Genomic DNA, 26633 nt, shown 5'->3' on the forward strand with positions numbered 1-26633 from the left:
ATCGGTTTCTGTTTGAGAAAGGAGGTGCCGTACATGGTTCTTGGCTCTATTCACTCCATTGAATCGTTCGGTACGGTTGACGGACCCGGCATTCGGTTTGTCGTTTTTACCCAAGGATGTCCGCTCCGATGCAAATATTGCCATAATGTCGACACACGAGCGATCGGCACCGGCAAACAAATAAGCGTTGATGAGATCATTAATGAGCTGAAGGATTACCTGCCGTTTATTCAATCATCGGGTGGGGGAATTACCGTCAGCGGAGGCGAAGCCATGCTTCAAATTCCGTTCCTCACTGAATTGTTTAAGGCGTGCCAAGCAATCGGTGTGCACACGGCACTCGATACATCCGGATGCTGTTATGTCGATGCTCCGTTCTTTCATAAAAAGTTCGATGAGCTGGCTAAATACACTGATCTCGTGCTACTCGATATCAAAGAGATAAACTCCGAACGTCATAAGTGGCTGACCGGACAGCCGAACGAACATATTTTGGCATTCGCCCGGTTGTTATCTGAAAAGCGGATTCCGGTATGGATTCGGCATGTGCTCGTACCAACGATTACCGACTCCGAAGAGGATCTGACAGAGCTCGGAACGTTTATCAACACACTGCAGAATGTGGAGCGCGTGGAAATTCTGCCCTACCATCAATTAGGAGTCTATAAATGGGAAGCAATGGGAATTGACTATCCGCTCAAAGGCATTGAATCGCCAACAGATGCAGAAGTGACACGTGCCGCGCAATTAATTCAAAAGAACATGACAAAACAGCTCGTTGCCATGCCTCAGTGATCAATAAAATAATAATGACCTTGCAGAATTTACCGCAAGGTCATTTTTTATTGCATACATTTTCACTGTTTCGTGTACTGCCTAATTTTCGGCGGAACGTAATCAGCTATAAATGCATGAATCTTCTCAATTGAATCCGTTATGAGTACTTTTGAACGATCCGCTTGTGACAGAAAACCTTCTTCGACCATCTGATCAAAAAAGCGCTGCATCAGATCGTAATAACCATTCACATTGAAAAAGATGCACGGAGAATCATTCTCCCCTACCCTTGCCCAAGAAACTGCCTCGGAAATCTCCTCAAGTGTTCCAGGTCCGCCGGGAAGCGCGATACAACAATCAGCCAGATCCATCATTTTTTTCTTTCGTTCATCCATGTCATGAGTCACAATAAGCTGATTCAGACGATCATGAGCAATTTCCCGATCCACAAGAAATTGCGGAATTACACCGATCACGTTGCCACCGTTTTCCAGCACCGTATCGGCCACAATGCCCATCAGTCCAACTTTTCCACCGCCGTACACAAGTTCATAACCATTATCGGCAATCCACTTTGCCAGTTTCACCGCATTTTTTTCATAAACAGGATTTGTCCCCTTGCTTGCCCCGCAGTAGATTGCTATTTTTTTCATTTGGGTTCACCTTCTACTATAAAAATGATATACGTTCACTATATCATAATGAAAGATGGGCTTATGCACAATTAAGAATCAATACTCATTCACTCTAAGTTTCTTGCAACACGTCTAAATCAATAATATGATTAAGAAAATATGATGAATAGACAAATGCAAATCCGTTGGAGGACGATTGTTTGAGCACATTATTACAACAAATAAAAAACAGATTAGATCATTTATCAGAAGCCGAAAAAAGCGTTGGCCGCTACATCGCACAATATCCTGAACTAGTACCAAGTATGACTTCAAAGGACCTTTCCATCAAAGCGAATGTTAGTGAGGCAAGCGTCGTTCGCTTTTGCAAATCAATTGGTGCTGCAAACTTCAAGACTTTTAAATTAGAGCTTGCCAAGGAGCTTACTGTCTCAAGGGAAGATCTCACAGATTTCTCAAGCCTTCAAAAAGCGGATGCTCCATACGATCTTTTTTGCAAGGTTACACAATTGAACAAGCAAGCCATTGAATCCATTTTACTGTCACTTGACCGTAAGAATTTTGAAAAAGCAGTCACTCGTCTGAAAACGGCTGATCGAATTATTTTTTATGGTGTTGGAGGTTCGTCAATTGCAGCAATGGATGGAAGTTACAAATTTTCTCGTCTTGGATATCAGTCAACGATGATTTCAGATTTCCATCAAGTCGCAGCAACAACCCCATTTCTTACCTCTTCTTCCGTTTTTGTAGCTGTCAGCATGTCTGGAAAAACGAAGGATGTGCTTCAGCTTGCACAACTCACAAAAAATAAAGGTGCAAGTGTTATAGCTATTACTAACGCCGACCATTCTCCCTTATTTAAAGTTTCAGATATTCAATTGTGCACACCGCCTGTCGAGCAGGATTTCCGTATTGGGAGCATTGCTTCCACGATGACCCAACTGAATATAATCGGAGCACTCTATCTGAGTGTTTTTCACTTATCAAGCGAACGGCTTGTGAATCAATATAAGGAGGCCCGTGAAGCCATTATCAGATTTCGCAGGTGACCTCAATGTTATATTTTTTTACATTGTTTGAAAGTTTATTTCACTTTTTTTCTAATTTATATTGACTTTTTGTTTCAATTTAATAGAATATTATTAATAAACATAATAAAGAGAACAGAAAAGGTGTGTATACAGTGACTGAAAAACTCACGACTGAACGCCGCAATCAGAACACGATGAACCTGGATACCATGTCACTTCATGAACTCTTAGCGTTAATGAATCATGAAGATCAAACAGTTCCTCTCGCGATAAAGAATGCACTGACGCCGATTGAAGAAGCCGTTGGTCTTGTCGTTGCTTCTTTTGAGTCTGGAGGGCGGTTAATTTACATGGGTGCAGGAACCAGCGGAAGACTGGGAGTCCTCGATGCTTCGGAATGCCTGCCAACATTCAGTGTCTCCCCAAGCATGGTGAAAGGCCTCATTGCCGGGGGAGAAAGAGCACTGACAAGAGCTGTTGAGGGTGCGGAAGATAGTGAACAACTTGGAGGTGAAGATCTTAAGAATCAATCGGTTGGACCGGCGGACACGATCATCGGTATTGCAGCGAGTGGAAGGACCCCTTATGTAATCGGAGGACTTAAGTATGCACGAAGCAAAGGGGCGAAAACGGTTAGTCTCTCATGCAATACAAACGCGGCAATCAGTCGTTACGCCGATATTGCTATTGAAATTGCAACCGGGCCAGAGGTTCTGACCGGATCAACCCGACTGAAAGCGGGAACTGCACAGAAACTGGTCCTCAATATGATTTCGACAGCTTCTATGGTCCGGATCGGGAAAGTGTATGGGAATTTAATGGTGGATGTCCAACCATCGAATCAAAAGCTGATTGCACGTGCCAAACGGATCATCATGGAAGCAACAGGTGCTGATCTTGAAACAGCTGAAAAACAATTTGAAAAAGCAAAGCACAATGTTAAAACAGCGATCGTCATGACTTTACTTCAGTGTTCATATGATGAAGCCATAGATCGACTGAATCGTGCAAAGGGATTTGTTCGCACAACTTTGAAGGAGGAATGAACGGTATGAAAAAGGAACAGCAGATGGCCACTTCTATTTTGGAAAACATTGGAGGAAAAGATAATCTTCAGAAAATCATGTTTTGCCAAACACGTTTACGCCTCTCAATAAACAAGAAAGACAATGCGGACTTAGCAGAGTTAAAAAAAATTAATGGTGTCATGGGTGTCGTTGATGATGATACGTTGCAAATCGTTGTCGGACCGGGAATGGTTAACAAAGTAGCGGATGAACTCAGTGCATTGACAGGACTTGCTATCGGCGAAGAAAAGAATCCAGATGATCTTACACTTGAAGAGCAGGCTGCAATTAATAAGCAAAAGATTAAAAGCAAAACTAAAAAGACACCAATTAAGCAATTACTAAGAAAGATCGGCAATATTTTTATTCCGCTCATTCCCGGACTCGTTGCTTCCGGATTAATTAATGGAATTGCAAACTTTGCAATTAATGCAGGGGCTGACCCTAAATCAACATTGTTGTCTATTCTTGTTTTAATAGGAAGCAGCCTCTTTACCTTTCTCGCCATTCTCGTTGGCTGGAATACTGCAAAAGAATTTAACGGAACACCTGTACTCGGTGCAATAATGGGCATGATTCTCTTCAATCCTGCACTCGCGAACATTACTATTTATGGAGAAGCACTGACACCTGGGCGCGGAGGATTATTCGGAGTCATCTTTGCTGCATGGCTAATCACTGTAGTTGAAAAGCAGGTACGTAAAGGTGTGCCAAACAGTGTTGATATCATTATTACTCCTTTGATTTCATTGCTTGTTGTCGGACTTCTTTCTCTATACGCCATTCAGCCATTATTCGGAGTCTTTACAGACGGCATTACAAATGGTATTCAGGCAATACTGAATGTTGGCGGTGTTGTTGCAGGTGCCGTTCTCGCCGGTTTCTTCCTGCCTCTCGTTATGGTTGGACTGCACCAAGGGCTGACACCAATCCATCTCGATTTGATTCACCAGTTTGGATATACTAGCCTTCTTCCAGTGCTTGCAATGGCCGGAGCTGGTCAGGTTGGTGCAGCGATTGCCATTTATGTGAAAACGAAAAATCAAAAGCTTCGCAACAACATCAAAGGCGGTTTACCAGTTGGATTTCTGGGAATCGGCGAACCACTCTTATACGGGGTCACGTTGCCTCTTGGCCGTCCGTTTGTAACAGCATGTATCGGTGCTGCATTTGGCGGAGCATTCCAGGCAGTCATGCATACAGGAGCAGTCGGCATCGGTGTATCAGGGCTGTCACTCATTCCACTGATTGCTCAAAATAAATACGTTTACTATTTTATCGGCCTTGTGATTGCTTATGCCGCAGGTTTTATCTTCACCTACTTGTTCGGATACAACGAAAAAATGGCGGAAAACATTAAATAATTCCAACGGTACAATAATATGAGAAATGGAGCGGCTAACCTGCACGCTTCATTTTTTATTTAGATTATAATTGAAGGATCGGGCAAATTATCATCTTAACAGATAAGTTAGCACAATGACTGAACAACAATTTCTCTAATTAAATCAACGATGGGAAGTGAACAGAATGCTCGGTTTTTCCGTTTATTTAAGCAAGTCAATTAAAGAGCAGGAAGAAAAAATCACACGGTACAACACGTATGGCTTTGAAATGATCTTTTCATCACTGCACATACCCGAAGAAAACGCGAACGTATATCGGGAGAGACTCTATAAACTAGGTGCGCTCGCAAAAAAATTGAAGATGAATTTAACGATTGACGTCGCCGCAGATTCTTTAAACGTTCTTCAGCTGAGTCTCCATGAAGTTTATCGATTAAAAGAACTGGGCATAAGCGCGCTTCGTTTAGATGACGGATTTAGTGAACAAACGACCGCTCAACTGTCCAAGCAAATTCCAATCGTATTGAATGCAAGTACCCTAACTTCTTCCATGCTGCAAACCATGAAAGATAAAGGTATGAATGTGGAACAAGTAACAGCTTGTCATAATTTTTACCCGCGTCCGGAGACGGGACTTTCGCGTCGTGCTTTTCGAGAATGTAATCATGTGCTGCGGAGTGCCGGGCTGTCTATTGCCGCTTTTTTCCCCGGTGATAAAGAAAAACGCGGTCCGATTTATCAAGGATTGCCGACACTTGAAGATCATCGTACACTGACTCCATTTGCTTCTCTATTAGATTTAGATCACGAATCAGTGGATGATCTTATTCTTGGTGATCCTGACATGAGCAATTGCAGCCTTAAGCAAATCGCAGCATGGAAGAACGGTATTTTTCTGTTGCATGCCCGTCGTCAAGTGGACGATCTTCCTTTACTTCGGGCTATTGCTGCACCTCAATCCAACCGTCCTGATGAAGCACGAGACTGTATTCGATCGCAGGAATCCAGAACATTGCACCTTGTAGAGACACCTGTTCTTCCAAATCATCATTTCACGCCAAGAGCCCTCGGTTCGATTACGATCGATAACAAGCTTTACGGAAGATATCAAGGCGAGATTCAGATCACAAGACGCGACCTCCCTGCGGATCCAAAAGTAAATGTCGTTGGCAAGATCATTGACGAGGACCTGCCAGTGCTTCCATTTATCCGTGGAGGTGCAAAATTCCAAATTGAATGGCTTGCATAGATCGATGTCTCGATAGAGACTCCTATCAAATTATTTAACAAGCAGATTAAGACAATAAATCATTTTGTACGCTTATATTCTCTGCATCTATTTAATAATCGGAGCATAGACAAAGTTTTTTCGTTCGCTTTGAATGATTACGTTGCTGTCATTGAAGTCTGAGTCCTGATCCAGTTTTTCACTAGCAATCAATGGCTTCTCATTCTTCGTTATTTGAGGTGTTACCGGAGGATGGATCATCATTGGGATATAAAGCATGGATACAATAAAAAGAAGACTGACTAATCTAATGCTGTGTTTTCGGACGAAACTCAATTCGCTCAGCTCCTTAGCATGATTGGCTTCCTATAATCAAGTTTAGGAGAGAAATGTGAAGAGGGTTTTAAGCGGTAATAAAGATTGAGTCATCAAAAAACAGTTTCCTCTTTATGGGGAAACTGTTTTTAACTATGCAATCAAATTGTATTTAAGAATCTAATCTTTTTCGTCTCATTTCACCATTTTCAAAGCTGAACAGGACGGGATGATCTTCAATATAGGTTTCCAGATGAACGGTACGCCCCCACAGCTGCACAAGATACTTGAGAACGCCTTCAAGATCTCGAACATCGAGCTCCGTTCCCTCATAGCGATGTTTTAGAAGTAATTCACCGTTGTTTCTGTAATCGCCGTTCTCAACAACGATATAAGGAAATCCGCCGTTAATACGCATGGATACAAGCTGATCACGAACGTTTTTCCAATCTTTGTCTGTTATGGCGTATTTGTCGCCTTTCTTCTCAAATAAAAACAAGTCTTCTCGTTGTACGAGCCCTTTAGTTAAATAATTTCGGATGAATGACTGGTCAGATTCAAGTTCCCTTACTTCAAAAATTTTCTCCCGACCGGAGCCTTCCTGCACGCCGAATGAAGCCATCTCCTCATTCGGATGATTATAACGTTCTTCAATATCCTCAAAAATTTTCAATCCGAGATAATAAGGATTCAGACTTTGCTGTGAAGGCTGAACGACCTGCGCGTTCAACTTGGCAAACTCAACGGCCTCGTCGGATGTCAGATCAAGTTCTCGCATGATACGCGCGTGCCAATAGGAGGCCCAGCCTTCGTTCATGATTTTTGTCTCCAGCTGTGGCCAGAAATACAGCATCTCTTCTCGAAGCATCGTCAAAATGTCCCGCTGCCAGTCCTCCAGCACCTTGCTGTATTCTTCAATAAAAAACAACAGATCCTTTTCCGGACGATTTGGAAATTTGGTGTCTTCCGTTTCTTCTTCAACACGATTATCCGTGTCATCCAAATTGAGCAGATCCTGATACTGTGACAATGGTTTTTTCCTCTTCTTCACAGGCTTACCCGGTTTGCTGTCCAGCCAGTCGCCTTTACGTATAATACGCGGGTCCACATGCTCCTGAATTGCCAGTACTGCATCAATAAATTTCTCTACGTTCTTGCTTCCGTATTGCTCTTCATAGTTATGAATTCGTTCCGCAGTTGCACTCATACTTTCAACCATATCGCGTCTCGTGTTGATGAATCGGACATTATTTTTAAAGAAATCACAATGTGCCAGCACATGGGCAACAATCATTTTGTTTTGAACCAGGCTGTTGGTATTGAGCAGGAAAGCGTAGCATGGATCGGAATTGATGACTAATTCATAGATCTTGCTCAATCCCAAGTCATATTGCAGCTTCATTTTGTAAAACTGTTTACCGAAACTCCAGTGAGAAAATCGAGTCGGCATGCCATAGGCACCAAATGTATAAATAATTTCCGCGGGGCAAATTTCATACCGCATTGGATAAAAGTCAAGTCCGAATCCTTCTGCAATCTCCGTAATCTCATCAATCGATCGCTCAAGCTCTTTATGATCATCTTTTTTCATCGGATCGCAGCATCCTTTCTGTGCCATAACCGCTAGCTAGGCGCAATGACTTTATTCTTCATCATATGAACCTAGCCTGCCGGATTATACCCGGCAAATGCCTAGAAAAGCATCACCGAATGAATGATACAGAAAAAGCGTGACGTAAAAAAAGAATAAGCCGGTTGACTTATCCCTTTTTGCGTTTGACTACTGAAGTTGCATGTTTTCTCTTTGATTGACTGAGAAGCCAGCGATTTAAAAGTGAGCGAATGTGTTCTGAATCATTCGATGTTAATTGGTGATCGTTCGAATAAATGATTTGTTCATAACGCTCCGTGAGCCGCAACAGTTCTGCTCCGGCATTCGTTCCCACACGTTCTGCATATTCACGCAAAGTTTCAGATTCTGAACGTTTCATCCCATCAAACTGGAGTAATAGGAGCAGCATCCGGTACATTTTCTGGAAATCCTGGGTACTGCTGAGCGGATTCTTTTGAACTTTCCTTATATAAATGGCACGAAGCCACTTTTTTCGTGTCAACCAGGCAGCAATGGCACCGATAAGCAGGACAATCATTGTCATCCAGCCAACGTACTGCCAGTGAATCATGAGACCGGATGTTTTCTTCGCTGAATGACTTTTCGTCTGAGCATTCTCTGCTTGCTGATCCGTCTTATTCTTTGTCTGCTGATTTGTTTGTTCGTCTTGCTGTGATGAAGCATCTTGCTGATCTTCAGTTGTTTCCGACTCTCCGGATGACTGATCAGCATTTGATTGCGATGATCCGCTGTTTGACGAATTGGCGGCAAATTGACTCGGATCATTGAATGAAGGTGTAGGCTCAAATGTCACCCAGCCACTCCCTGGAAAATAAACCTCTCCCCACGAATGTGCATCTGCGTTGGTAATTTGATATTGGGTCAAATTGACCGTTTTGCCGTTGACCTTTTCTTGAAGCTGTTGCTGATAATCGCCCGAAGTAAACCCTTTTACCCAACGGGCAGGAATTCCTGCCGATCGAAGCAGGACAACCATCGCCGTTGAAAAATTATCGCAGTATCCTACCTTCGATTCGAAAAGAAACTGGTCAACATAATCCTGATTACGAGATGGTCGAGGAATATTGTCCGTCGAATATCTGAATCGTGACGACCTTAAATAATTAACGACCGCTTTCACCTGATCGTACCGATTGCTTTTCCCCGCTGTCAAACGTTGTCCAAGTTCGCGCACGCGAACCGGCAAATCCTGTGGTACTTGAAGATAGCGATCCCGGATCACCTCAGGATCACGTTCGGTAGTCGTCCTCCTCAGAACGTCCGTTTGATAAACAGGTTCTGCATAATCCAAGATTTCTGAAGTCGCCTTTTTTTCATCGATAGTCTGCAGCTGACCGGTCAGCTGTTCGACTTTCAGACGTTGTCCGGGCACTTCAACCCACTGTGGTTCACCGGTATAGGGCAAGATTGCCGGACTCGAATTTTCAAAGTGAAGAACTGCCGTCTGATTATTTGTTTTCGTTTGCGTTCCATACAAGGACAGCATCGTAGAAAATGCAGTCCGATCAGATGCCGGTAAATAAAAGTGATCGCTGTCACTCCAGCCGCGGCCGGTGTAATGATCCTTGTGCGCTACTCGCCAATAGCCCGGATTTCCGCTCACCGCCGCTGTAAACAGAGGGGTTTGATCCATACTAATGGATCCGCCGAGACTTGTGTCATCTTCATCATAACCGATTCGTTGATTTCCCGAAAAAAAAGAGCCGTTTTGAAAAAACGTAAATCCCAATCCGCTCAAATAGCTTGATGGAGCAGTCCATTGGCTGTTTGGCTTTGGAATAAGTAAACCCGCAATTAACAGAACAGCAATAGCAACACCCGATATAGCAAACCAAGGCAAAGTATTCTTCAGCTTTTTTTCTCCGAAATGATTTAATGAGAAAAGCTGCCATCTGTAAATACTGAGCATAGAAAGTGCAGTCGCAAGGATTGCTACAATTGACTTATTGCCATTATAAAACGTCAATGTGTCGATGAGCACACTGCTTATAATCGCAAGGATTACAAAAAAAACAAGCTTGCCTCTTCGCAGCCAATGCCTGACAGCAAAGGTTATCATGCCGAAAAGAATATAGAACATAAAGGCACTAAATAAATCCGTCAACTGCCCCATCTCACCTTGCCAGAGATGCCCTATATTCGCCCCTATATCAGTACTAAGCTGAATAAGCCAATCGAAACTCAGCAATGGATCATTAGGAAAGAAATAAAAGTGCACGGCATGCAGAATCATCAGCCCGCATACCGACGCGCAAAGCCATCCCGGAAGCTTCAGATAAAACATCAGCACCATCACTGCGATAAAAAGAATGAGCAGTGCTCTTGAATTCAGGATGGTCAGTTCGATGAGCGGTTTCGCACACAGCCACAAGAGAAAACCAGCAAACGCGTAAATGATTGCATTTGTCAATTTTATAAATAGTCGCTCACTCAAAGTATTCACCTGCCTTCATTTACCTCAATGATTCTGAACCTAAACCAAGAGGATTTAAAACGGTTCAGGCCACTTTCGTCAGTTTTATCAGAAATGTAGTACATGACTTGCTGTTGTTTGTTGCTTGACGCAAAGGTACCGATCGCTTCAGCAAGCCGTGCATCGGTAGTGACAGCATAGCCTAAATAACGTCTCTTTCCAGACATACGCACATCTTCAATTTCCAGCGCCTGATCCTTGGTAAGCTTTGCTAAAGCCGCATAGGCAGCATTCAAACTCTGCGATGTGTTACTTTGAAGGACTAATGGCACTTCTCCTGCACGATACGTGAGCCGGACGGTAAATCCATGCCCAAGCAATGATTTAACAAGAGATGCAGTATAAGAAATTGCTGTTTCAAAGCGTTCATCATCCTCTTGCCTTTGCGAAACCAAAACAACAGAAGCTTTTCGTTCGTGCTCGGGTTCAAACTGTTTAGTGACAAGGGCATTGGTTCTGGCCGCCGACTTCCAGTCCAGCCAAGAAGGACGATCATTAGGCCGGTAAGCACGAACGCCTGAAAAGTTTGCCGAGTCCGTCTCTTGAGATGAGGCATATCCACCTTGTCGCGGCATTTCTAATTCCGCCATTGAAAGCTGCCGCACCCTTGGGTAGACATAGACGACCGTTGCCTTCTTAAGCAGAACCGTACGTCTGAATAATCCAAAAGGATCTCCAAGCTCCAAGATGATTGTATTTAAATGATACGTTCCTCTCTGCATATGCTCTGCCGCAAGTGGAAAGCTCTTCTCTCGTGTGAACCAAGTAAGTAATTCTGCCTTATTCGTTGAAATAATTGAGGACGTTTGATCCGAGCGTTCGTAAATAGTCATGAGAAAAAAAGGAACAGCCCAGCGTCTTTTCAAACGAACAGTCAAATAGAGTGTATCTCCAGCAAATAAGCGCTGGTCGTTAATTATGCGTTCGGTCTTAATTGACTGAAATGGGTACAAGAAAAGCAAATAGTGATAAAGGACAAGGGGAACATATGTGTAGAAAAGAAACCAGCTAAGGAACCCTCCCTGTGTGAATGCAAACAGGAATAGGAAAACAGCGATAATTGATCCAACGGCTACAGACAAAATTGATCGCAACATTCTTTTGTTCAACCAAAGACCAATCATTTAACGAATTCCTTTATATCCACCGGAACCTTCGTTTTGCGGACAATCTCTTGAATCACTGAAAATGCATCCGTATTTTCATAAACAGCTTCTTGATTAAGAATGATGCGATGAGCGAGAACATAAGGTGCCACTGTCTTGACATCGTCAGGAATCGCATAATCACGCTGTTCAATAAATGCACAGGCCTGAACTGCCCGAAGCAAGCCGATGGTTCCCCGAGGGCTCACACCGAGTGCGATCATTGAGTGTTCGCGAGTCGTCTGAACAATGTCCATTAAGTAATTTTTCATATCCTCGGAAACATAGACGGAAGCGGCACGGTGACGCAGTTGAAGAACTTCGTCCACAGTCAGAATTGGGGTTAAACTGTTAACCGGGTTTTGATCGGGCGTCCGATTCAACAGCGAGAGCTCGTCCCTTCGAGAAGGATAGCCAATGGATAATTTTAATAAGAAGCGATCCAGCTGAGCCTCCGGTAATGCATACGTTCCTTCATATTCAATCGGATTTTGTGTTGCCATGACAAAAAAGAGTTTGGGGAGCTGCCTTGTGATCCCATCAACGGTAACACGTCTCTCTGCCATACCTTCGAGCAATGCCGATTGGGTCTTAGGCGATGTGCGGTTAATTTCATCAGCTAGAATGATGTTACCCATTAATGGTCCCGGACGAAATTCAAACCGTGCCTCTTTTTGATTGTAAATAGATAAACCAGTGATATCCGACGGCAGCAAATCCGGTGTGAACTGAATTCGTTTAAAATCTGCTCCGATTGATTTCGCAATGGCACGAACCAACACGGTTTTTCCAACCCCGGGTATATCCTCAATTAATACATGACCACCGGCAACGAGTGCAATCGTCATCAACTTTACAATTTTTCTTTTTCCGACAACAACTGTTTCCACATGGTCAATGAGTTCTGAAATCATTTGATGTGCTTCACTATTCGAATTCATAAGTTACCTCGATTCCACAGTTTTCCGATTTGTTCAATCATTAATTCTATTGTACAGAAAATAATTTTCGAATTCCAAAAATCAGCATTACAATGGCCTAAATCTTATATTTTCAAGGCAAACCTTTCCCCAAAGTTAAGTCGTAAAGAGCTTATGTTTTTCATAAATAATCCAATAAAGCCTAGAAAAAAAGAACACACGATAGGTTTCGTCTGTTCTGAGTCTTTTATGATATCAACTTGTATTTTTATGAGTTACAACTGGCTTTTTAATTGTTCGGCAGAAGCACTCAAGGTCTCCACACCTGTACTTAATTGTTCTGTAATTAACGCAAGCTCGTCAATGCTGTTGTCCGTAACTCCGGATAGTGAATTGTTTTGATCTGCAGATTCAATAACAAATTCAAATTTCTCCCCAGTATGCATGGATTCTTCCATGCTTTTTTTAATAATCGATGTCGTTTTATCGAGAGAAACAACAACTTGACCGGTTACCGTCGTTGATTTCTTAATTAACTCGGAAATTTGAACCATCGCGTGATTCGTTTCCTCCGCCAATTTTTGAATTTCCTGGGCAACCACAGTGAACCCTTTGCCGTATTCACCTGCCCGTGCCGCTTCAATTGCTGAATTAATCGCCAAAATATGGGTCTGTTCGGAAATGTCCTTAACCAATAAGGTTACCTGACCAATTTGCTTTGACGAGTTTTCCAGCTCACCGACCATTTTCCCCATTTCCTGAACGGAGCTGCTCGCAGCCATCACTTCAACAAAAAGTTGCTCTAACTGATTCTGTCCCTCAGAAGCATGCTTCTTTGCGTCTTGGGACATCTGATTCCGCTTTTTAGAGTTCTCACGGACAACTTCAAACTGTTCGAGCAAATGATGGACCAACTGATCACTTTGTTCAGACAAATGAGTCAGCTGGTTGCTGACCTGCAGGATCGCAGTGCGCAGATCTTCACGCCCGGTTTCATATTCCCGCTTCAATGTCTTTTCATATTCCTCATCGTAGGCTTCGAGAACAATTTGCTGTTCAAAGCTGATCATTTTATTAATGGAACGAATTACACGATCCGCTTCTTTTGTCTCTGGGACATGAGTCAAGACAATGGTAATCAGATTCGAGAGCAGATTTTGAAAGGTTCCCATGTAATAGGGAGGGGTCAACCCAATGCGATAATGCATGATGCCGACACGATACCTGCGATCAAGAAATGCTTCATCTATGACACCTGAAAAAAGTTCCATGACGTGCGTCGCAAGTGTTTTGCTCAGTTTCTCTACAGTGCTATATTTTTCAATGATCTTCCTCAATGACTCAATTTTGGTAAAGCTGGAGTAAAATTCATAGGCCATTCGATCAATTTCTTCTTCTACAAAAGGCCTCATCATTTTCATAATTTGAAGGTCATATTCTTTAATATCCAGCATCTCAAGCTTCTCAGCCACATGCGCATCCGAGATGTCGATGAGGACATCTTCCGATTCCGCCTTCTTTAGCCACGACCCTTTATTCTCGCTTCTTTTTAACAAAGGCATTCATGCCCCTCCAATCCCCCTCGTGATTCAATCACGACGAAAAAAAACCGATCTCAATCATTTTAAGTAACTCTTTTAATTGAAATAACCCTTTAACTAGTTTACCAACTCTGTCTTCTAAAAAGGGCAAGTTCACATTTTAGTCAATCATTTCATGCCAAATATTTATTTGAAAAATCATTTTCATCGAGCGGACGGCTGTAATAGTAGCCTTGAATTGCGCGACATCGGCACGATTCAATTGCACGCAATTGCTCCTTAGTCTCAATTCCCTCAACAATAACATCGATCCATAGATGTTCAGCCATCGAAACAATTGCGGTTACAATCGCTTGATCTTGATTACTTTGTGCAATATCCATCACAAAAGAACGATCAATCTTTAACTGATTGATCGGCAGGCTCTTCAAATAGCTGAGCGAACTGTATCCAGTACCGAAGTCGTCAAGACTGACGCCTACTCCCAGTGCCCGAATTTCTTTTAATAGCCTGATGGATCGTTCCAAATCCTCTGCCATCGTTGATTCAGTAATCTCCAGCTCAAGATATTCAGGTTGAAGACCGCTTGCTTCTAACGCGAAGCATACCCGTTTGACTAACGAATCATCATGAAATTGATTAAACGAGAGATTCACAGAAATGGGTACTTTGGGAGTACCGCGATCCTGCCACTTCTTCATTTGCCGGCAGGCCTCGTCAAGCACCCACCAGCCAATGTCACGAATTATTCCTGTTTCTTCAGCAACCGAAATAAAAGCGCTTGGGGGAACGATGCCGCGTTCCGGATGTTCCCACCGAACCAAAGCCTCTACACCAATCAGTGCGCCGGTACATGCGTCAACCTGAGGTTGGTAATATAACACAAATTGATGATTATATAATGCGGATTGCAATTCATTTTCCGTATTCAGCTTCATAAGCAGCTTCTGGTGAAGTTCATTATTATAAAAGAAAAAACTTTCTCTGCTGCTTTTCTTTGCCTCTCTTAGTGCTGCTTCCGCACTCGCCAATATTTGAATGCTCGAACGTCCATCATACGGAAATTGTGAGATGCCGATACTGAATGTTGCATAGATCTCTTTTCCGTCGATATGGTAGGGCTGTTCGGTTGTCCGCAATAATGTTTCGATGAGATGTGTCAAGCCGCGCTTATTCAAGCAGTCTCTGCAGATAATCATGAATTCATCACTGCTGATCCGATACAATTCTGCATTGAAGTCTTTAAGAGCTCCCTTCATTCTCCCGGATAAAGCGATCAACAGTTCATTTCCTATTTGTCGACCGAAAATTTCATTAATTATTTTTAATCGGTCGACGTTTATTTTCAGTAATGAAAACGACCGATTGCTGTTTTTATATCCTTTGACCAAATCGACAACCGATTCTTCAGCAACCAAATTATTGGGAAGCCCGGTCAGTGCATCATGATAGGCTCTGAAGCGAATAACCTCTTCTTTTTCAAGTTCACGTTCATGCTTCAGCTGCTGATAACGTTCCAGAATCAATTGCTGCTCTAGACTTAGAAATTTATCTAAAGATTCGGATAGAAATAAAGCCTGTTCAGGATGATTGACCTCATGTTCGACCGCTTCAATAAGCGCTCGACGGTACAAACTAAAAAGAGCAATTTGATTTGCAATGCTTAACTCATGGTCAAGAAAAAAAACTGCATTTTGCTCGCAATGTACTAAAACGCTCCGATCAAGAGACCCGTTGAAAAGAAGCCGAGTTTGTTCTGCATACATATTTTTCAAGTATTCTTTTGTCTTTTGAGACGGAACCGTGCTCTGTATTTTATATAAATCGAGTACATGTTGGCTCATTTGATTGACAATGTTAACGTAATAATTCATAAGATATGGACGCATCCATTTCAACAGTTGCAGATCCAGTTTATGAATTTGTGCCAGTCGAATCCGTTTTAGAACAGAATGATCTGTGATCGATTGATCAGTGATCTGCTTCTCCACTTCCTTCAGCCATCTGTCTCGATTAAATTGCTCACTCATTTCGTATCCACCCTCATTGTGTCTTCGCTGCTGTTCGTTCATGTTTGAGAGACATACTCACTCTCTTTATCGTCAGATGAAGTGAAAATGTGAATATGTTTTGCGTGCAGATCTTGCTGTTTTTAAACTATTTTTAAATGATTCAATCCACTTGCGTTGTCGAAGTAAAGCATTGACGAATCCCAAATTCCATGTTAGTATTCAAATTAACTTAATTAAACTCTTATTAAGAGCGGCGGAGGGACTGGCCCTGTGAAGCCCGGCAACCTTTCATTTTATGAAAAGGTGCTAATTCCAGCAAGATTGGTATTTTAGAATCTTGGAAGATAAGAGGGTGCGGATGATAATTCAGGCCTCTCTAAAATAGAGAGGCCTTTTGTTTTTCCCCCTCGAAAAATTTGTTATGCAGATTACAGGAGGATGAAGACATGGGTAAAGTATTAAGTGCGAATCTCGGATACCCGAGAATCGGCGAAAAAAGAGAATGGAAAAAGGCACTTGAGCAATTTTGGGCCGGTAAAATTTCGAAAGAAACGTTTCTAGATACGGTTAAAACACTGCGCTTAAGCTATTTGAAAAAACAAAAAGACATTGGAGTTGATCTGATTCCCGTTGGAGATTTCAGCCTTTATGATCATGTCCTTGATACGGCTGTTCTTTTCGGTTTAATTCCCGACCGCTTTAAATCAAATGAAAAAGAACTATCGCTTGAAACATACTTCTCAATTGCTCGTGGAAACAAAAATTCAGAAGCATCGGAAATGACCAAATGGTTTAATACAAATTATCACTACATTGTTCCGGAAATCAGCAATGAAACCAAACCTTATCTGACGGAAAACCGCCTTCTTAATTTGTTTAATGAAGCAAAGAATGAGCTCGGTATCGTCGCCAAGCCCGTTATTGTCGGACCGGTGACGCTGTTAAAGCTGTCAAAGGGTTATGATCCAGATCATTTTAATACACTGCTTGACGCACTGCTTCCATTGTACGTACAGGTGTTTCAAGAACTGAAAGAAGCCGGGGCTGAATGGGTGCAGATCGATGAACCTATTCTTGTCAAGGAACAGAGCAAAGAAGATCTTGCTGCGTTCGCGAAAGCCTACCATTTTATTAAAAATGGTGTGCCTGAACTGAAGCTTCTTCTGCAAACCTACTTTGAGGCGATTGATGATTACGAAGCTGTCGTTCAATTGCCCGTTGACGGTATCGGTCTTGATTTTGTTTACGGCAAAGAAGAAAATTTGGCATCGATCAAAGCCTATGGATTCCCTGAAGGCAAGGTACTGGCTGCAGGCGTTGTAGACGGTCGAAATATTTGGAAGACAGATTTAAAGGCGACACTTACTGAACTGCAGACACTGCTCTCATCAGTTAAGTATCACGAGAATCTGTGGGTCACACCGTCATCAAGCCTGCTCCATGTACCGGTCACGATCTCAAATGAAACCAATCTTGATCCTGTGCTTCTGAACGGTCTTTCCTTCGCCGATGAAAAGTTGACCGAGGTCGTTTACCTTACGAAAGGGCTTAATGAAAGCGAAGCCGCCATCTATGGTGCCCTTCAGAAAAACAGTGCAGATCTGCAGACACTACAGCAATCCGAACACCGCAACAATAAAGAAGTTCAAAAAGAAATTGATCAATTAGACGAGGAACTGCCGTCGCGCCCCGGCTCTTATAAACTTCGTCAGCAGGTGCAAGCCGATGCCTTCAATCTGCCACCACTGCCGACAACAACAATCGGGAGCTTCCCTCAGACGAAAGAAGTTCGTCAGGCCCGACGTAATTGGAGACGCGGCGAATGGTCCGAAGAACGCTATGAGCAATTTATTAAAGATGAAACGGCGAAATGGATCGAAATTCAGGAAGATCTCGGAATTGATGTCCTCGTCCATGGTGAATTCGAACGAAACGACATGGTTGAGTACTTTGGCGAAAAGCTGAACGGATTTGCCTTTACACGTTTCGGATGGGTTCAGTCCTATGGCTCGCGTTGTGTTAAGCCACCGCTGATCTTCGGAGATGTATCATGGCAAGATCCAATGACGGTGAAGGAAAGCGCCTATGCTCAGTCACTGACAAATAAGCCGGTAAAAGGTATGCTTACCGGACCGGTCACGATCTACAACTGGTCATTCGTCCGTGACGACATCAGTCAAGGTGACGTGTTCAACCAAATTGCGCTCGCTTTAAAGAAAGAAGTGCACGCACTTGAAGAAGCGGATATCCGCATGATCCAAGTTGACGAACCGGCACTTCGAGAAGGTCTTCCACTGAAGGAAGACAAGAAACCGGGCTATCTGCATGATGCCGTCTACTCATTCCGGCTGGCAACATCATTTGTTAATAATGACACACAAATTCATACGCATATGTGCTACTCTGAATTTGATGAAATCATCGACACCATCGACGCGCTGGATACCGATGTGATTTCAATTGAAGCAGCACGCAGCCATGGTGAAATCATTTCTGCCTTTGAAGATTTCGAATACAAAAAAGGCATCGGTCTAGGCGTCTATGACATTCACAGCCCACGTATCCCAAGCGTAGAAGAAATGAAGTCCTACGCAGAACGCGCGCTTAAGGTGCTTGATCCTAAAATCGTCTGGATCAACCCGGACTGCGGCCTCAAAACACGCCGTCCCGAAGAAACAATCCCCGCGCTCAAGAACATGGTCGAAGCCGCCAATGAGGTGCGCAAAGAACTCAGCAATACAGTAGGAAAATAAAAAGCTATAAATAATCAAAGAGGCTCACCTCTAAGTCGAAAAATGACTTTAGAGGGAGCCTCTTTTTTTACTTGCTAAAAATTAATCGTGACATACACAGGTTTGATCGTTCAGTCATTCACCAACTCTCCAATATAAACCAAACCATTTGAACGATGTCCATTCATTGTTGTATAGACGACCTTCTCGTACTCCAGACGTTCAAAAGAATCGCTCCATTCTTTCACACGCTCATCACTATGATGTCTCAAGACTGCACCATCTGAGAGTTCAAACACTCCATAGGTTTGATATTTATTCTCATAGTTCTTATAGCGGCATAAATTTCGTTCATCATTATTTAATAGGAAGTCATTAATATAAATGATACCGTTGGGCTTTAGAACCCTCTTTATCTCATCTAGAATGGCATCCTGTTCTTGACTTTTATAAACACAAGTAAGAACAGCAAATAATAGCACAGCATCAAAGGTATGATCTTCGAAAGGTAATTGACCGCTTGTAATTAAAGCGACGTTTAAATCATTGCTGCCATTTGATTGGGCACGTTTAACCATTGCTTCCGAGAAATCAACACCAAATAAATGAGTGAACTGATGCTCCTTTAACTCAAGCAAAGTTCTACCGTAACCACAACCATAGTCAAGTATCTTCGCGCCTTTATCTACATATTTAGAAAAAAGATCAATTTGAAATGGAGTCGTAAATTGTTTTTCGTCTGCAATACTGTTCCAATAGTCTTCTTGATTTAGCATGCTCTTCCTCCTTTTTCTATAATTTAAAAGAGCCCCCCCGGCTCTTTTTTTCTTACATATTATGACTGGAATCGCGAAGCTCGATTTTCGGATGCTTCTGCTGAAACCAGCGCAGAGAAAAGTCATTTTCAAAAATGATAACTGGGCGGTCCTTATAATCAGAAACGACCAGATTATTGGAATTACGACGAAGCGCATCTGCTTCCTCTCGATTAGCAATCCATTTCGCCACTTGATGCGGCATACGTTCAATATCAAGGTCAACGCCGTATTCAGCCTGCATTCGATAGACAAAAACGTCGAATTGCAGTGTCCCGACCACACCTAGGATCGTCTCTTCATATTGCGTTTTATACACCTGAATGGCGCCTTCTTGAGCGAGCTGGCTGACGCCTTTCAAGAAGTGCTTTTGCTTCATCGCATTTTTCGCGCGCACCTTAGCAAAGTGTTCAGGGGAGAATTGCGGGAGTGCGCCGAAATTAAATGTATCCTTCGACCGGCACACGGTGTCACCGATTTGATAAAATCCGGTGTCATAGAGTCCGACAATATCACCCGGATACGCATCATCAATCAATTCACGACTGTCAGCAAAGAATTGCTGCGGCTGCGCAAGCTTTAACTGTTTGCCGGTCCGATCGAGATATACGCCCATCCCTTTTTCGAATTTACCGGAAACAATACGCAAAAATGCAATTCGATCGCGGTGTGCCGGATTCATGTTCGCTTGAATTTTAAACACGAATCCGGAAAAATTAGGATCGTCCGGCTGAATAATGCCTTCACTTGACTGGCGCGGCTGCGGTTGCGGTGCCAGCTTCAAATAATGTTCCAGAAAGGTCGGTACACCGAAACTTGAAATCGCACTCCCGAAAAATACCGGTGTCTGCTTGCCTGCTTTGACAGCTTCCAGATCAAAATCGTTTCCTGCCTCATCCAACAGCATCAAATTTTCTTCAAGCTGATTGAGTGTATAATCGTCGACCGTGTCCTTTAATAGTTCAGACAGTTCATCCACTTCACTTAACGCTTGAACCTGACGTTCTCTCTTATCGTTATACCATTCAATTTTATGTTCCTGCCTGTCATAGACTCCACGGAATGACTGGCCCATGCCAATCGGGTAGTTAACCGGGTACGAATCAATACCGAGCACATTCTCGATCTCTTCGAACAACTCAAGTGGTTCTTTGCCCTGTCGATCAAGCTTATTAATAAATGTAAAAATCGGAATTCCCCGGTCGCGGCAGACCTTAAATAATTTGATGGTCTGTGGTTCGACACCCTTTGCCGCATCGATAATCATAACTACACTGTCGACAGCCATCAGTGTTCGGTACGTATCTTCACTGAAATCCTGGTGCCCAGGCGTATCAAGAATATTAATTTTGTAGCCACCGTATTCAAATTGCATGACACTGGAGGTCACCGAGATGCCCCTCTTCTTCTCCAGTTCCATCCAGTCTGAAGTCGCGAATTTTTCGGCTTTGCGTGATTTGACCGCGCCTGCCGTTCGAATGGCACCGCCAAGCACCAGCAGCTTTTCAGTCAGCGTCGTTTTACCGGCATCTGGATGAGATATGATGGCGAATGTACGACGCCTTTTTAATTCCTGCTGTAACTGATTCATTTTTTCCTCCTATAAATTTCACTCTTAACATTCGAATCATTAATTAAGGCAAAAGAAATCCCTCCGTAAAAAAGGCACTCGCATGCAGAATAAAATGGCTTTAACCATTTTATTCCGTCACTGCTGCGAATGCTTTTCAATCATTCTATGTTAATTATATACATAATTCTTGTGAATCATAAATGCTTAGTGCTCATCTCAATAGACACATTATCCAACCAGATTGTGTACCCGGTCCATAACTGCCTTCTTCACTGCATTAAATTTCTTATCACGATCAGCGGCATCACTGCCCTTGACCCCAAAATAGAATTTAATTTTCGGTTCTGTTCCGGACGGACGCAGACAGAACCATGCACCGTCGCTCAGTTTATATTTCAGAACATTGGATACGGGGAGTTCAATCGTCGACGTTGTACCAGCTGCCACATCCACCGCTTCGGATTTCTTATAATCCTCGATCACTGCCACCGGAACACCAGCCACTTCAACAGGCGGCTGATTGCGGAAATCATTCATGATCGAGTTGATTTCTTCTTTACCGCTGATTCCTTTTAGCGTAAGCGATTCAAGTCCTTCTTCAAAATAGCCGTATTTCTTAAATACATCTTGAAGCGCGTCATAGAATGACTTGCCTTGCGACTTGAAATAGGCTGCAGCTTCGCAAGCAAACAGTGCCGCTTGAACTGCATCTTTATCGCGTACAAAGGAGCCGATCAGATAACCGTAACTTTCCTCATAGCCGAACAAGAAACTGTATTTGCCGCTTAATTCGTACTCGTGGATCTTCTCGCCGATGAACTTGAATCCGGTCAATGTATCAATCGTTGGAATGCCGAAAGCCTCCGCAATTGTCCGTCCGATTTCAGAAGTAACAATCGTCTTGACAACAACGCCGTTCTTCGGCAACAATCCTTTTTCCTGCTTCTGTGTAAGCAAATAGTTTAATAGGACGGCACCGGTTTGGTTACCCGTCAGAACAACGTATTCACCTTGATCATCTTTGACTGCAACACCCAGTCGGTCGGAATCCGGATCAGTACCGATCAGAAGATCCGCATCCAGTTTCTTGCCATATTCAATAGCGATTTTGAATGCTGCATGCTCTTCAGGATTCGGTGATTTTACCGTTGAAAATTCCGGATCTGGTTCTGCCTGCTCCTTCACAACCGTTACATTGGTAAAGCCCCAGTTCTTTAAACCATTAACAATCGGATGATAGCTTGTTCCATGAAGCGGCGTGTAGACAATCTTCAAGTCGGAGCCGACCTTTTGAATGACATCCGGATTAAGCGACAGCGTCTTTACCTTTTCTTGGTAAGCCTGATCAACTCTCTCTCCGACTACTTCCAGAACACCGTTTTTCTTCAGTTCATCAACATCCGCGACTTGCACCGCCAATTCATCCTCCACGGATGCGACAAAGCGGATCACTTCATCAGCCTCAGCCGGCGGAAGCTGACCGCCGAATTCATTGTATACTTTATAGCCATTGTATTGAGGCGGATTATGGCTTGCCGTAATCACAATACCTGAGAAAGCGTTTAAGAAACGCACGGCAAAGGATAAAACCGGTGTCGGGCGCAGTGCATCAAATATAAACGTCTTGATTCCATGAGCACCAAGCGTCCTCGCTGCTTCCAATGTGAATTCAGCAGAAAAATGACGCGGATCATGTGCAATTACAACGCCTCTTTTTACTGCTTCTTCCCCAGCATTAAGAATATAACGTGCCAAGCCTTCCGATGCTTTGCGGATCGTATAGATATTTAAGCGGTTTGTGCCCGGTCCGATTTCCCCACGCATACCGCCTGTTCCAAATTCAAGATTTGTATAAAAGCAATCCTCGAGCTTCGCAGAATCCTCAGCAATTGCATCCAGTTGTTTTCTCAAATCCTGATCCAAAGCCGCATCGGAATTCCATTTCTCATATACCGTTTTCCAACCCATGTGTTCACCCCATTTTAAGTTAAAGCTTTTCAGTTGATCATAAATAATTCCACTTACATTATATATCAAAACAGAAAAAAACGCTGTCATACCTTTTAAGCGGGAAAACAGAGCCTTCCCGTAAAAAATTTTTTATGCTTTTTTTCTTAATTCAGGCGAAAAATAACGAATAAGTTTCTCCAAAGAAACATCCTGGAGTGAATTGAAGCTGCCGTCGACATGGCCGAATGGCATTTGCTTGGTGACGGCATTCGGGACGACAATGCAGTACATACCGGCTCGTTTTGCGGCAAGCGAGCCGTTGAAGGAGTCCTCAATCGCAATGGCTTCTTTCGGATTCACGCCAAGGCTGGTCAAAGATTTATTATATAATGCGGGGTCCGGCTTCACCTTTTGCACATCATCCGAAGATTTAATGCTCATGAAATAATCGGAGAGCCCCAGCCGGCTGAGATGCTTACGCGGCCAGTCGCCCTTTGAACTCGTTGCAAGCCCGATTTTCAAACCAAGCTCTTGCGCTTGATTCAGTACTGATTTAACTCCGGGAAGCACCTCTTCTCTGTCCACCAATTGATTAAATAAAGCGTAACGTTCTTCTTGAAAAGCTTCCCTATCTATCTTCACGTGGGCATGTTCTTCAAGGTAGGCCAGGGAGTCAAACCCGTGCTGTGTTCCGATTGCCTGGCTCCAAATGCTGAGCGGAAGCTCCACTCTGTATCGATGAAACATGTTCTGCATAACCAAATACATGAGTCGTTCACTATCTAAAATCACTCCGTCAAAATCAAACACAATTGCTTTAATCATCAAATACAACCCTTCTCAGTGGTCTCGTTTTCCATTTTAACATGTGCACCGTTTATTTCTATATTTGTCACAAATATTTATTAGAAAACTTGGCTTCGCCTAGCCTCTGACGAAGGCGAAGACTTAGTTGCATTTATACTATTTTCCTTAAAATCTAGTCGAGTAGGACAGCGATTCACATCTTCTGTCCCCTCACGGAACCGTGCGTGCGCTATTTACGCACACGGCTCTTCTTGTTCATGGTTCACAGAATGTAGCTCAGCTCCGACCGAAGTTGATAAATATTGACCTTGATTCGCGGTTGCGGCAGAGGGAAGCGTTTGAGAAATTGATTAAATTTTTCCCATGTGAACGATCGTTTCTGGCTCCTTCTGTTTAACCATTTATACAACAACCGAATCACCTGCAATCGAAAAGCGCTCACGCTTAGACTGTTATCGGTGATACAATAGTAGTTGTAATAGCCGGTCAATGACCTCTTGAGCCGATCCATGATGAAGTCAATCTCTTGGGTCCGATGGCCTTTCAGCCACTGCGAATAGGCTTTGAGTTTGGCACCCACTTTCTTTCGGCTGCTTTTCCTCTTGACTCGAAAATGTCCGCTTTTACTTTGCCCACAATAGTGGGTGAATCCCAGGAAGTCAAAAGTCTTTGGCTTCCTGTTTCCATTTCTCTTGGCATTTTCCTGAGCGAATCGTCCGAAAGGGATGATCCTCGCTTTCTCCTCCGCAAGCGCCAAGTTAAATTTTTCTAGGCGCCGCTTCAGATCGCAATAGAATCGTTGGGCTTCCTGTTTATACTGAAAACAACAGACAAAGTCATCGGCATAGCGCACCAGATAAGCCTGTCCCTGGCACTGTTTCTTCACCGCTTTCGTAAACCATAGGTCAATCACATAGTGCAGATAGACGTTAGCTAGGATCGGCGAGATCAGTCCGCCTTGCGGCGTCCCTTGTTCGCTTGCGTGCCAAGTTTCCTTCTCCATGTAACCCGCTTTTAGAAAACGGGCAATGAGCCTCAGAAAGCTTGGATCCTTGATCCGTAGCTTGAGAAAACGCATCATCCATTGATGGTCGACATGATCGAAAAAGCCCCTGATGTCCACATCAACAATGTAGTTCGTGTACTTCTTTTCAATGAAGACATTCAGGACTTTAAGTGCATCATGGCAGTTCCTATTTGGGCGGAAACCGAAGGAACAGTTAAGAAAGTCTTGCTCATAGATGGCATTAAGGATCTTCGCCAGACCCCGCTGAACAATTTTATCCTCATAGGCAGGGATGCCCAGTGGGCGTTTCTTCTTTGTTCCCGGTTTATCAATATATGTCCGCCGGACAGGGAGCGGCCGATAGCTTTTCTGCTTCAGGCGCTTATCCAGATCGGCAAGGTGTTCATCAAGATGTTCTTGATAGCTTGCCTTCGTCATCTGATCGATGCCCGCTGCTTTGTTTCCCTGCAGTTCCCGGTGACAGACCCTCAATTCCTCTACGCTCAATAAATGAGCCAGAGAGGTGAAGGCCATCTTCGGATTTTCCTTCGCTAGCTCTGCTATTCTTACCTGTTTTGTAGTCATCTCTACTGTCACCTCTGTGTGTGCCGATGTGTCCCAGATAAGATTCATAAACAAGGGAAAACACCTTCCCTCAACCGGCATTACCCGATATCATGGGTACTATGTGCTTCCTCCGACTTCCCAGCAGACATTTAACGTCCTTACATTTGATTGCTTGGTTCGCTATACTTTCTTTCGAAAGACCCGCTGGGATCTCCCGAGTTGCCGTACCTTATTGATGCTCAGCGTGCCATGGTCTCTGACCCCGGGGAACCCCCAGACCTCTTGCCTTAACGATGTCTGGCGTGTTGCCTTCTGGAAGTATAACGCCATCGGCATTCCCATTTCATAAGTTTTCGAGGCTCAATCCCTTCAACCACTTGGCTTACGGCCCACTGGCTCGCTGTCTACGCTTAAAAACCAAAGTTGCCTTTCGTTCTCCAAGACTCGCTACGGATGAGTGGCTAGCTCTTTTCCGACGGGCTTCCCACCCGCTATAAGGCACGACCTTGCTCGGTCGCTCTATACTTTCTTATAGTATAAGAAAAACCGAGCAAAAAGCGCCCGGTCTTTAATCTCCAGCCATGTGTGATTGGTTTGTGTCTTTACAGTGTTGAATCATCGCTTCGGTTGCTCGCATCAACAGAGCACGACCGCGGGCGCACCGCGAGCCTCCTCAGACAAGCAGAAATCTGCGGGGTCTCGCTGGCACCTGATCCCGCAGGCGTCTCGCACCTCCGCTTTGATTCTCGGTCAAGACACTGGTTTATTCGTTTAAATATGGGGTAAAATCTTATACTTTCTTTACTTGTAAAGAAAAACTTGGCGAGGCCAAGTTTTTGACGCCGGCGGATCCTTAGCTTTTCTTATACTAGATACCGCTAATCTTTTAAGATTTTATTTTTTCATTTTGTTTTATAGGAACCTATTCGTATCCCGACCGCCAGCAGAAAATTGTAGTCAATTGAACGGTCTTTGCTGAAAAACTGTCAAAGTTCTGATCAGTGTGCATAAACTAAATTAATCACCCCTCGAAGCAGCAGTCACGCATTGAACGACTCAT

General features: G+C 43.5%; 19 protein-coding genes and 1 riboswitch. Of the genes, 6 read left to right on the forward strand and 13 right to left on the reverse strand.

Features of this window, described 5'->3' with window-relative positions:
• Positions 1-33: 33 nt before the first annotated feature.
• Positions 34-795: a pyruvate formate-lyase-activating protein gene (pflA, locus tag AC1MBV_RS13475; protein ID WP_255745964.1), complete on the forward strand. Its 762-nt coding sequence runs from the start codon at positions 34-36 to the stop codon at positions 793-795.
• A 62-nt stretch (positions 796-857) separates the two neighbouring features.
• On the opposite strand, the gene AC1MBV_RS13480 is transcribed toward pflA, so the two are convergent.
• Positions 858-1430: an LOG family protein gene (locus tag AC1MBV_RS13480; RefSeq protein ID WP_255745966.1), complete on the reverse strand. Its 573-nt coding sequence runs from the start codon at positions 1428-1430 to the stop codon at positions 858-860.
• A 182-nt stretch (positions 1431-1612) separates the two neighbouring features.
• On the opposite strand from AC1MBV_RS13480, the gene AC1MBV_RS13485 reads away from it, so the two are divergent.
• From AC1MBV_RS13485 to AC1MBV_RS13500, 4 genes are all read left to right on the forward strand, one after another.
• A complete protein-coding gene (locus AC1MBV_RS13485) occupies positions 1613-2461 on the forward strand; it encodes a MurR/RpiR family transcriptional regulator (protein ID WP_255745967.1) in 849 nt (282 codons plus the stop codon).
• A 134-nt stretch (positions 2462-2595) separates the two neighbouring features.
• A complete protein-coding gene (gene murQ, locus AC1MBV_RS13490; RefSeq protein WP_255745968.1) occupies positions 2596-3489 on the forward strand; it encodes an N-acetylmuramic acid 6-phosphate etherase in 894 nt (297 codons plus the stop codon).
• A gap of 5 nt (positions 3490-3494) precedes the next feature.
• Complete coding sequence (locus tag AC1MBV_RS13495; protein ID WP_480948483.1) at positions 3495-4874, forward strand: PTS transporter subunit EIIC; 1380 nt, start codon at positions 3495-3497, stop codon at positions 4872-4874.
• Positions 4875-5040: 166 nt separating this feature from the next.
• Positions 5041-6105: a DUF871 domain-containing protein gene (locus AC1MBV_RS13500; RefSeq protein WP_255745972.1), complete on the forward strand. Its 1065-nt coding sequence runs from the start codon at positions 5041-5043 to the stop codon at positions 6103-6105.
• Positions 6106-6192: 87 nt separating this feature from the next.
• Here AC1MBV_RS13500 and AC1MBV_RS13505 read toward each other — a convergent pair whose 3' ends face one another.
• The 7 genes from AC1MBV_RS13505 to AC1MBV_RS13535 form a co-directional block, all read right to left on the reverse strand.
• Positions 6193-6420, reverse strand: a complete 228-nt coding sequence (locus tag AC1MBV_RS13505; RefSeq protein ID WP_255745974.1) for a hypothetical protein — start codon at positions 6418-6420, stop codon at positions 6193-6195.
• Positions 6421-6571: 151 nt separating this feature from the next.
• Positions 6572-7990, reverse strand: coding sequence for a SpoVR family protein (locus AC1MBV_RS13510; RefSeq protein WP_255745976.1), 1419 nt, complete (start codon positions 7988-7990; stop codon positions 6572-6574).
• Positions 7991-8159: 169 nt separating this feature from the next.
• Positions 8160-10466, reverse strand: coding sequence for a transglutaminase TgpA family protein (locus tag AC1MBV_RS13515; RefSeq protein ID WP_255745977.1), 2307 nt, complete (start codon positions 10464-10466; stop codon positions 8160-8162).
• A 5-nt stretch (positions 10467-10471) separates the two neighbouring features.
• Positions 10472-11629: a DUF58 domain-containing protein gene (locus AC1MBV_RS13520; RefSeq protein WP_480948484.1), complete on the reverse strand. Its 1158-nt coding sequence runs from the start codon at positions 11627-11629 to the stop codon at positions 10472-10474.
• Positions 11626-12591, reverse strand: a complete 966-nt coding sequence (locus AC1MBV_RS13525; protein WP_255745980.1) for an AAA family ATPase — start codon at positions 12589-12591, stop codon at positions 11626-11628. Before AC1MBV_RS13525 ends, AC1MBV_RS13520 begins: the two co-directional genes overlap by 4 nt.
• Positions 12592-12845: 254 nt before the next feature.
• The gene (locus AC1MBV_RS13530) at positions 12846-14132 is read right to left on the reverse strand and encodes a protoglobin domain-containing protein (RefSeq protein ID WP_480948485.1); all 1287 of its coding nucleotides are present in this window, start codon (positions 14130-14132) and stop codon (positions 12846-12848) included.
• A 152-nt stretch (positions 14133-14284) separates the two neighbouring features.
• Entirely contained in the window at positions 14285-16141 is a 1857-nt protein-coding gene (locus AC1MBV_RS13535; protein ID WP_480948486.1) for a putative bifunctional diguanylate cyclase/phosphodiesterase, read from the reverse strand.
• A gap of 220 nt (positions 16142-16361) precedes the next feature.
• Positions 16362-16474: riboswitch (SAM riboswitch) on the forward strand.
• A gap of 95 nt (positions 16475-16569) precedes the next feature.
• Between AC1MBV_RS13535 and metE the strand changes: the two genes are divergently transcribed.
• A complete protein-coding gene (gene metE, locus AC1MBV_RS13540) occupies positions 16570-18876 on the forward strand; it encodes a 5-methyltetrahydropteroyltriglutamate--homocysteine S-methyltransferase (protein ID WP_480948487.1) in 2307 nt (768 codons plus the stop codon).
• Between the two features lie 110 nt (positions 18877-18986).
• Here the strand turns inward: metE and AC1MBV_RS13545 are convergent, their stop codons facing one another.
• The 5 genes from AC1MBV_RS13545 to ltrA all read right to left on the reverse strand — a co-directional run bounded on the left by AC1MBV_RS13545 (position 18987) and on the right by ltrA (position 25639).
• Positions 18987-19631 carry a class I SAM-dependent methyltransferase gene (locus AC1MBV_RS13545; RefSeq protein WP_480948488.1) on the reverse strand — a complete coding sequence of 215 codons (645 nt, stop codon included), beginning with the start codon at positions 19629-19631 and terminating at the stop codon, positions 18987-18989.
• 52 nt (positions 19632-19683) lie between these two features.
• Positions 19684-21261 carry a peptide chain release factor 3 gene (locus AC1MBV_RS13550; protein WP_480948489.1) on the reverse strand — a complete coding sequence of 526 codons (1578 nt, stop codon included), beginning with the start codon at positions 21259-21261 and terminating at the stop codon, positions 19684-19686.
• 210 nt (positions 21262-21471) lie between these two features.
• A complete protein-coding gene (locus AC1MBV_RS13555; RefSeq protein WP_480948490.1) occupies positions 21472-23211 on the reverse strand; it encodes a phospho-sugar mutase in 1740 nt (579 codons plus the stop codon).
• Between the two features lie 132 nt (positions 23212-23343).
• Positions 23344-24018, reverse strand: a complete 675-nt coding sequence (locus AC1MBV_RS13560) for an HAD family hydrolase (protein WP_480948491.1) — start codon at positions 24016-24018, stop codon at positions 23344-23346.
• A 244-nt stretch (positions 24019-24262) separates the two neighbouring features.
• Positions 24263-25639: a group II intron reverse transcriptase/maturase gene (gene ltrA, locus AC1MBV_RS13565; protein WP_480947509.1), complete on the reverse strand. Its 1377-nt coding sequence runs from the start codon at positions 25637-25639 to the stop codon at positions 24263-24265.
• Positions 25640-26633 lie beyond the last annotated feature (994 nt).

The sequence above is a fragment of the Sporolactobacillus sp. PKPK-6 genome (genome assembly GCF_056678885.1).

Coding starts and splice junctions, on each gene's coding strand:
- pflA (WP_255745964.1), top strand. CDS start 34: ATGGTTCTTGGCTCTATTCACTCCATTGAATCGTTCGGTACGGTTGAC.
- AC1MBV_RS13480 (WP_255745966.1), bottom strand. CDS start 1,430: ATGAAAAAAATAGCAATCTACTGCGGGGCAAGCAAGGGGACAAATCCT.
- AC1MBV_RS13495 (WP_480948483.1), top strand. CDS start 3,495: ATGAAAAAGGAACAGCAGATGGCCACTTCTATTTTGGAAAACATTGGA.
- AC1MBV_RS13500 (WP_255745972.1), top strand. CDS start 5,041: ATGCTCGGTTTTTCCGTTTATTTAAGCAAGTCAATTAAAGAGCAGGAA.
- AC1MBV_RS13510 (WP_255745976.1), bottom strand. CDS start 7,990: ATGAAAAAAGATGATCATAAAGAGCTTGAGCGATCGATTGATGAGATT.
- AC1MBV_RS13520 (WP_480948484.1), bottom strand. CDS start 11,629: ATGATTGGTCTTTGGTTGAACAAAAGAATGTTGCGATCAATTTTGTCT.
- AC1MBV_RS13525 (WP_255745980.1), bottom strand. CDS start 12,591: ATGAATTCGAATAGTGAAGCACATCAAATGATTTCAGAACTCATTGAC.
- AC1MBV_RS13530 (WP_480948485.1), bottom strand. CDS start 14,132: ATGCCTTTGTTAAAAAGAAGCGAGAATAAAGGGTCGTGGCTAAAGAAG.
- AC1MBV_RS13535 (WP_480948486.1), bottom strand. CDS start 16,141: ATGAGTGAGCAATTTAATCGAGACAGATGGCTGAAGGAAGTGGAGAAG.
- metE (WP_480948487.1), top strand. CDS start 16,570: ATGGGTAAAGTATTAAGTGCGAATCTCGGATACCCGAGAATCGGCGAA.
- AC1MBV_RS13545 (WP_480948488.1), bottom strand. CDS start 19,631: ATGCTAAATCAAGAAGACTATTGGAACAGTATTGCAGACGAAAAACAA.
- AC1MBV_RS13550 (WP_480948489.1), bottom strand. CDS start 21,261: ATGAATCAGTTACAGCAGGAATTAAAAAGGCGTCGTACATTCGCCATC.
- AC1MBV_RS13555 (WP_480948490.1), bottom strand. CDS start 23,211: ATGGGTTGGAAAACGGTATATGAGAAATGGAATTCCGATGCGGCTTTG.
- AC1MBV_RS13560 (WP_480948491.1), bottom strand. CDS start 24,018: ATGATTAAAGCAATTGTGTTTGATTTTGACGGAGTGATTTTAGATAGT.
- ltrA (WP_480947509.1), bottom strand. CDS start 25,639: ATGAATCTTATCTGGGACACATCGGCACACACAGAGGTGACAGTAGAG.